Origin of the sequence: Microbacterium sp. NPDC086615 (genome assembly GCF_040686055.1) — a bacterium.
In the GTDB taxonomy this organism is placed as follows: domain Bacteria; phylum Actinomycetota; class Actinomycetes; order Actinomycetales; family Microbacteriaceae; genus Microbacterium.
Window position 1 is genome coordinate 160301 of record NZ_JBFBJJ010000008.1, and the last position, 7336, is coordinate 167636.

Below are 7336 nucleotides of genomic sequence, written 5' to 3' on the forward strand. Positions count from 1 at the left end.
CCGCGGGGCGTCAGGCGGGCAGGGTGCTCCGGACCTCGGCGGCCTCGCCGTGGCGGCCGAGGCCCTCGAGCGCGTCCCCGAGGTCGATCGCCACCGCCTGGCGCAGCTGCTCCTCGTCGGCCGCGTGCTCGAGCGCCGAACGCAGGACCGCGACGGCTTCCTCGGTGCGCTCGGCACCGAGGAGGATACGCGCGGCGACGAACTCGGAACCGCCCGCCTGCGGGGCGCCGCCGACCGAGAGGAACCCGTCGGCCGCCTGCAGTGCGCAGGCCACCGCTTCGTCGACCCGACCCGCGTTCGCGAGGAAGCGGGCGCGCGTGTCGAGCAGATCGGCGACGAGCCACGGCGCGTCGTCCGCGCGACCGATCTCGATCGCTTCGTCGAGGGGGGTGAGAGCGTCGTCGTCGCCCCGGTACGCCTTGACCTGCGCGAGAGAGTGCAGCGCGTCCGCGAGCATCCCGCGGTTCTCGGGGTCGGTTCGCGCGACCTCGACCGCCGTGGTCAGGGTGTCGACCGACTCGTCCGTCTCGCCGAGGCGGCCGAGCAGTTGGGCCCACGCGACGAGTGCCGAGGCGCGGCGAGCGGGTTCGTCCGCTTCTTCGTGCAGGTCGGCGGTGATCTCCCACGCGCGCAGCGCGTTGCCCCACTCCTCGGCGTGCTCGAACGCGCGGGCGAGCAGACCGACCGTGATCGCGCGCGACCCGGGGGCCTCGCCGGCCGCCGTCTCGTCCTGCAGGACCTCGTCGATCACCTCGACGGCCTCGTGCGCGGCGCCCGTCGCGAGGAGTGCGCGGCCGAGTCCGTACCGCAAGGCGACCGTCGACTCGCCGGCGGCCTCGAGGCGCTGGACCGCGACGCGGTAGCTCGCGACGGCGCGCTCGTTCTGGCCGGCGCGCTCGGCGAACTGAGCCCCCAGCGAGAGCGCGGTCGCGACCACCTGCCCGTCGGCGTCCCACGAGAGGAGGAGTCGAGCTGCCTCGTCGGCGTCGTCTGCTCCGCGGGAGGGGTCCCCCAGGGACTCTCGGAGCACCGCCCGGTCGGTCAGGACGTGGACTCGCCGTCCGACCTCCAGTCGGTCATCCGCGAGGAGGTCGTCGAGCACCGCGATCGCGTCCGCGGGCGCCTGCTTCTCGCGATGGATGTCGGCTTCCGTGTGGGCGAGCGCGTGGACACGATCGAAGTCGCCCACCTGTGCGTGGAGCTCGCGTGCCTCGCGGACCGTGCGGAGGGCCTCATCGAGACGGCCGGCGACCATGTGCCCGTACGTCACGATCGTCAGGAGTTGACCTCGTACCCCCGCCGGAGCATCCGGGTGCTCCGAGAGCGCGCGGGCGGCGAACACGTCGTCCTTCCCGAAGAGGGCAGGGCCGAGCTTCTCCTCGAGGTCGGCTCGCGCCTCGTCGCCGACGGCGCGCAGCGCGTCCACCCGTGCGGCGAGCACCTGCGCGGCGTCGTCGAGGCGTGCCTCCGCGAGCAGGCCGCGCAGCAGCTGGAAGGTCAGGGGCACACGGTCGGCAGCGTCGGCGTCGTCGAGCACGTCGGCGATCGCGTCGATCGACGAGGCGGTGCCGAGAGCCCCGAGCATGCGCGCGCGTACGCGCCGCTCCGCGGGCGTCCACTCGCGAGGCACCGACACCGGAGCCGCGAAACCCCCGGACGACATCGGGACGTCGTAGTGCTCGTCGGCCAGAGCGCGCGTGCGCTCGAGGCGCCGCGCGTGCGCGTCGGTCCCGTTGCGTTCGTCGAAGGCCCGCGCGATCTCCTCGGCCCGAGCCCAGCAGAGAACGGCGAGATCGGATGCCGTCAGCTCCGCGTCGCGCGAGCCGAACAGCGGCGAGAGCTCCGCGGCATCCGATCCCCGCACCGGAGTGTCGCCGTGGCCCGCGCGGGTCACGGCATCCAGTGCCAGGCCGAAGGCGGCCAGGGCCTCCTGGTGAGCCTCCGCGTTGAGACCGTCGTGGGTCAGCCAGCGCAGGTGCTTCTCGATCAGGCTGAGAGCGCGCGCTTCATTGCCGGTCACGGTGCAGAAGACCACGTGGTCGGCGATGATCGTGAGGTTGTCGGGGTTGTCGCGAGCGAGGCGATAACTGCGCGAATGGAAGGAACGGGCCTCGTCGAACCGTCCGGCGCGTAACAGCGGGAGCAGCACGAGAGCAAGGGCGCGCTCAGGCTCCTCGCCGCAGGTGAATCCGCCCTCCACCATCTCCTCGACGAGGCGGATCGACTCGTCCTCGCGTCCGGTCTCGGCGAAGAAGCCCGCGAACTGGCTGCGCACGCACGCGTCGCAGTGGCTGTAGTCGTCGCGCGGTGTGGCCTCGAGGCGTTCGCGCAGCGCGGCCGCCTCGTCGATGCGGCCCGCCGCCCACGCGTCTTCGAACCGGGCCATCAGCGCGCCGCTCAGGCCGACGCCTGCCCGGCGGTAGTGCTGCTCCATGTCGTCGAGCACCGCTTCGATCTGCTCGCTCGCGAACTCCGGCGAACCGCGCAGCGCACCCGCCATCCACTTGTACTGCCACAGCAGGTCACCCGCGGGCTCGAGCTCCGCGGGGAACCGCTCGGGGTCGGACTCGTGCTGCGCGAGGCACCAGGCGAACGAGGTCAGCATGAGATCGGTGTCGCCGATCATGTTGGCGCTCGAGGTCTGCCGGAGGCGCGCTTCGTACTCCAGCCGGGTGTCGCCGCTCTCCTGCGCTCGCGCGACCGCCTCGGCGACGAGAGCCCTCTCTTTCGGTCCCCAGGGCGTCCGGTCGATCTCGTCGAACAGGGCGCGGATGCTTTCGACGGCGGCGGTCATGCGGATCCTTCCGGAGAGATGCGGGGTGAGACGGTCGGGCCGCCGTCGCCGGGCTGCGGCTTCGCGGCGGGCGTGAGGGCCGGCGAGGTGGCGAGGTCGACGAGGTCGGCCAGAGCCGACGACATCAACGCGCGATCCGCGGTGCCGAGGGGATGATGCCCGGCGAGCAGCGCCTGCACGTACAGCACCTGCACGCCGGCGCTGAACGCCCGGCCCTCGGGAGCGTGCGCGAGACGCTGCACGGTCGGGTTGGTCCAGTTCAGGCACAGGCGCGACGATGGGGCGGCCCGCGTCTCGTCTCGTCCGCGCGTGCTGGCGCGCTCGGCTCGATCGAGGACGCCCGCCCACAGTGCCCCGCCTGCGCTGCGGGCCCGGCCGCGATCGAGCGCGCGCAACACCTCGGGGTCGGCGACGAAGAGCGCGGCGGCTTCGGGCCGCTCGAAGGAACGCACGACGACCTCCACGGTCGCGAGCGCGTCCCGCGTGCGGCTCTCGAGCGCGACCACGGCGGCGCGCTGGTCCAGCGGCGGGGGAGCGAGCCGGTCGATCTCGTCGGCCACGTCGACGGCTTCGACACGCACGTCGGGGAACACCTCGGGAAGCAGCCGGATCAGCTCGTCGTCGTAGAGGTAGCCGCCGTTCACGAGCGTCGTCCCCGTGGGCGCGACGCTCACGACCTGCCGGAAGGCCTCGACCGTCTCCGCGTAGCGGACGGGGGAGGAACGACGCACGAGGTCGTCGATGCGCAGTCGCCCGACGTTCGTCTCGACCGACAGCCACGGCACGATGAAGCGCGCCAGCTCGTCGTCGTGACGCACGAGCGATTTCAGGGCCACCTCGTGCACGCCGACGAACTGCGCCAGACGCAGGGGATCGCTCAGCGCGAGGTCGAGGATCCACCGGCGCACGGCATCCCCCAGCTCGGTCCGGGTCTGCTCGAGCGCGTCGTCGTCGACGAGCGCCTCGCGGCTCGCGGTAGGGTGAAGGCCCGCCGAATCGACGACGGCCCGCACGAAGAACGCCCAGTCCGGCAGCAGATCCTCGGCCCTCTCGGTGAGCAGCATGCGCTGGAGGTAGACGCGTGTGCTCTGGCGGGCGGTGGATGCCGGGGCGAACGGCAGCACGAACGCCAAGCCGCGCGTCTGCGTGGCGGGCACCGACAGGGGGATGACCGCGAGCGGCTCGGCGCCGAGGAGCTCTCGGCCATATGCCGCCTGTTCCTCGCGGTCGTCGCCGAGGAACGGGGGAGGCGCCGTGACGGTCGTCTCGCCGCCCGAAGGGAGGTCGACGCTCACCGTCACGGGAAGATAGCGGCCGAACGTCTCGGCGAGCTCGCCGATGGTCGCCGTGCTCAGCAGCGAGCGGCTGTCGCCGCGCGGTCGCAGGTGCACGCTCGTTCCCACGGGGATGTCATCGGCGCCGGGGCCGACCTCGAAGGTGCCGTCGGCGTGACCGACCCACTCGACCGGATCCGCGCCGTGCGCGCTGCGCGAACGGATGACGATGTCGTCGCACACCATGAAGCACGACAGCATCCCGATGCCGAACTGCCCGAGGAAGTCGGAGCGCGGCAGGTCGAACATGTCGCGCTTGGAGCTGCGGCCGACGGTCGCGAGCAGATCCGCCACGTCGTCGGGGGTCAGACCGACCCCGTCGTCGCGCAGGACGAATTCTTCGGATGCCGCGCTGACCGGCGTGATGCGGACGCGCCCGCCCGCCCCGTCGACCTCTCGGCGTGCGGCGATCGCGTCGACGGCATTCTGCAGGAGCTCTCGGAGGAACACGCGGGGACCCGAGTAGATGTGGCGGCTCAACAGGTCGATCACGCCGCGCAGATCGACCTGGAACTGCTGGGCGGGGGGTTGTGAGCTCATCCGTGGTCCTCGATCCTCACCGGTCGCCGCAGTGTCGGGGGCCAGAATGGCGACCGCCTTCCAGCCTATCCAGGAGCCCCTCCGAGCGGTGCGGCGGGGTGGGGGAGTTCGTCGGCGGTGCGCCCGATGCCGTACACTTGCAGTGCAGTCGAAATCTGCATTCTTTCGCCGTGCCTCGCGCACAGTGGCATCCCTCCCCGAGAGATCCGTGGTGAAGGCGTGCCGGGTTTCGAATCCTGGATCCATCCGGATCTTAGGGCGGTAGCTCAATTGGCAGAGCAGCGGTCTCCAAAACCGCAGGTTGCAGGTTCGATTCCTGTCCGCCCTGCGCACAGCACACGCTGGCAACGAATAGCGACCTAGGTGGTTCGATGACGCAGGACGAGGCGAAGGGCGAGGTCGTCGCTGACCGCGGCGCGCCCCGCGAGAAGAAGCTCAACTTCTTCGCGCGGATCGCTCTTTTCATCCGTCAGGTCTTCACGGAGCTGCGCAAGGTCGTCACGCCCACGCGGCAGGAGCTGATCAAGTTCACCCTCGTGGTCCTCGGGTTCGTCGTCGTGATGATGGCGCTCGTGTACGGCCTCGACCTGCTGTTCGTGTGGCTGACCAGCGCCGTCTTCGGCGTCCCGAGCACCGCCGGCGCCTGACCGGCGCTACGGCGACGAGCGGCCCCACGAGCGGTCGCACTTCAACGGAAGAGATCATCAGTGTCTGAAAGATATGTCGACGACGCCGATTGGGCGACGGCTGCCGAGCAGTCCAGCGAAGACGACGAAGCCCAGGAGGGCAACGTGCTCGCCTCGCAGGAGCACGCCTCCGACGCGGCTGAGCACACCGCCGTCCACGTCGTGGACGACGCCGACGACGCGGATGCCGACGACGACCTCGACGACATCGACATCACCGACCCGGAGGCTGACGCGATCGTGAACGACGCTCTCGAGATCGACGAGACCAGCGAGGCCGAGGCCGCCGCCGAGGTCCTGAACGACGCCCTCGCCGAGGAGCAGGCCGAAGAGGCCGCCGAAGCCGCTGACGAGGTCACCCCCTACGACGGTCCCGACATCAACGGCGAGCCCGACGCGCCGGTCCTCGACGACGAGTTCGTCGACGAGGTGCAGGCCGCCGCCGGCGTGGTCGACGAGGTCGAGGCATCCGAGTCTCCCGCCGACGCGGCGACCGACGTCGACGAGATCGACGAAGACGCCGACCCCTACGAGGCGTTCCGCGCCGAGCTGCGTTCGCTCCCCGGCAAGTGGTACGTCATCCACTCCTACGCCGGCTTCGAGCGCAAGGTGAAGGCCAACATCGAGCAGCGCAAGTCGACGCTCGAGGTCGAGGACGACATCTACCAGGTCGAGGTCCCCATGGAGGACGTCGTCGAGATCAAGAACGGCCAGCGCAAGATGGTCAACCGCGTGCGCATCCCCGGCTACGTGCTGGTGCGCATGGACCTCAACGAAGACACCTGGTCGGTCGTCCGCCACACCCCCGGTGTCACCGGCTTCGTGGGCAACGCCCACAACCCGACGCCGCTGCGTTTCGAAGAGGCCTTCAACATGCTGAAGAGCCTCGTCGAGGTCAAGGAAGCCGCTCCGGCCAAGGCGGGTGCCGCCAAGGGTGCTCCGGTCGCGACGCGCTCCATCCCGGCCGAGGTCGACTTCGAGACCGGCGAGACCATCACGATCAAGGAAGGCTCGTTCGCGGGCCTGCCCGGCACGATCAGCGAGATCAAGCCCGAGAGCGGCAAGCTCACGGTGCTCGTGTCGCTCTTCGAGCGTGAGACCCCGGTGGAGCTGTCGTTCGACCAGGTCACCAAGATGATCTGACGCCCCGCGCGTCCTCGCGAACGCCCCGTCCGGCCCCGGGCGGGTTCTAGCGGTGGTCGCAACGCCCCAGATTTTGGGAGGTTGCGGCCACCGTGTCGTTTGAGGGCGTGTCGAGTTCGGTCGTGCGGGAGTTGTTTCTGCGGCGGTTGAGTGAGGTTGGAAGTGTCACTGTGGTGGCGCGGGAGATGGGCCTGAGTCCCAATACCGGGTCCGTGTGGGCGCGGCGGGCGGGTATTGCTTCGGTCCGTGTTGCGCATCCGGGCCGGGCGGAGTTCGCGCGGTTGCGGGCGGAGGGGAAGAGTCGCCGTGAAGCGGCGGTGGCGGTGGGGATTCATGAGCGCACCGCGAAGGATTGGGATCGCGGGGTGCGTCGGACGATGAACGCGCGGATCTATCCGGATGGGCGTCGAGTGGATTATTCGACGGGGCAGACCACGATGGGGGTTGTGAAGCCTGTCGTCGACGTGGTTCCGGCGGTTGTCGGTGCCCGGTTGCTGTCCCTGTTGGAGCGGGAGAGGATCGCCGATTTGCGGCGGGCGGGTCTGTCGTTGCGGGCGATTGGTCGGGAGCTGGGGAGGCCGGCGTCGACGGTCATGCGGGAGCTTCACGCCCGTACCGACGCGAACGGGCGGTATCTGCCGCATGCCGCTCACCGTGACGCTGCGGCGAAGCGGGTCCGCCCGAAGCCGGCGAAGCTGGCCCAGCCCGGCAGGTTGCGGGAGTACGTTGCGGCGCGGCTCGCGCAACAATGGTCTCCGGGACAGATCAGCGGCGTCCTGTCGCGAGATCACGCGGGCGACGAGAGTATGCAGGTGAGCGCGGAGACGATTTACCAGGCG

General features: G+C 70.4%; 5 protein-coding genes and 1 tRNA gene. 4 read left to right on the forward strand and 2 right to left on the reverse strand.

Features of this window, described 5'->3' with window-relative positions:
- Positions 1-10 precede the first annotated feature (10 nt).
- The gene (locus AB0O24_RS10225) at positions 11-2794 is read right to left on the reverse strand and encodes a hypothetical protein (protein ID WP_363374604.1); all 2784 of its coding nucleotides are present in this window, start codon (positions 2792-2794) and stop codon (positions 11-13) included.
- On the reverse strand, positions 2791-4668 hold the full coding sequence (locus AB0O24_RS10230) for an HSP90 family protein (RefSeq protein WP_363374605.1): 1878 nt from the start codon (positions 4666-4668) through the stop codon (positions 2791-2793). Before AB0O24_RS10230 ends, AB0O24_RS10225 begins: the two co-directional genes overlap by 4 nt.
- 255 nt (positions 4669-4923) lie before the next feature.
- Between AB0O24_RS10230 and AB0O24_RS10235 the strand changes: the two genes are divergently transcribed.
- The 4 genes from AB0O24_RS10235 to AB0O24_RS10250 all read left to right on the forward strand — a co-directional run.
- Positions 4924-4996, forward strand: a tRNA-Trp gene (locus AB0O24_RS10235).
- A gap of 43 nt (positions 4997-5039) precedes the next feature.
- Positions 5040-5315, forward strand: a complete 276-nt coding sequence (gene secE / locus AB0O24_RS10240; protein ID WP_058597563.1) for a preprotein translocase subunit SecE — start codon at positions 5040-5042, stop codon at positions 5313-5315.
- 60 nt (positions 5316-5375) lie between these two features.
- A complete protein-coding gene (gene nusG, locus AB0O24_RS10245; RefSeq protein WP_058615249.1) occupies positions 5376-6497 on the forward strand; it encodes a transcription termination/antitermination protein NusG in 1122 nt (373 codons plus the stop codon).
- Positions 6498-6589: 92 nt separating this feature from the next.
- Positions 6590-7336, forward strand: a 747-nt coding sequence (locus AB0O24_RS10250) for a helix-turn-helix domain-containing protein (protein ID WP_363374607.1), incomplete at its 3' end; no start/stop codon positions are given.

Excerpts from the sequence above, each read along its gene's own strand:
- AB0O24_RS10225 (WP_363374604.1), bottom strand. The coding sequence starts at position 2,794 with ATGACCGCCGCCGTCGAAAGCATCCGCGCCCTGTTCGACGAGATCGAC.
- secE (WP_058597563.1), top strand. The coding sequence starts at position 5,040 with ATGACGCAGGACGAGGCGAAGGGCGAGGTCGTCGCTGACCGCGGCGCG.
- AB0O24_RS10230 (WP_363374605.1), bottom strand. The coding sequence starts at position 4,668 with ATGAGCTCACAACCCCCCGCCCAGCAGTTCCAGGTCGATCTGCGCGGC.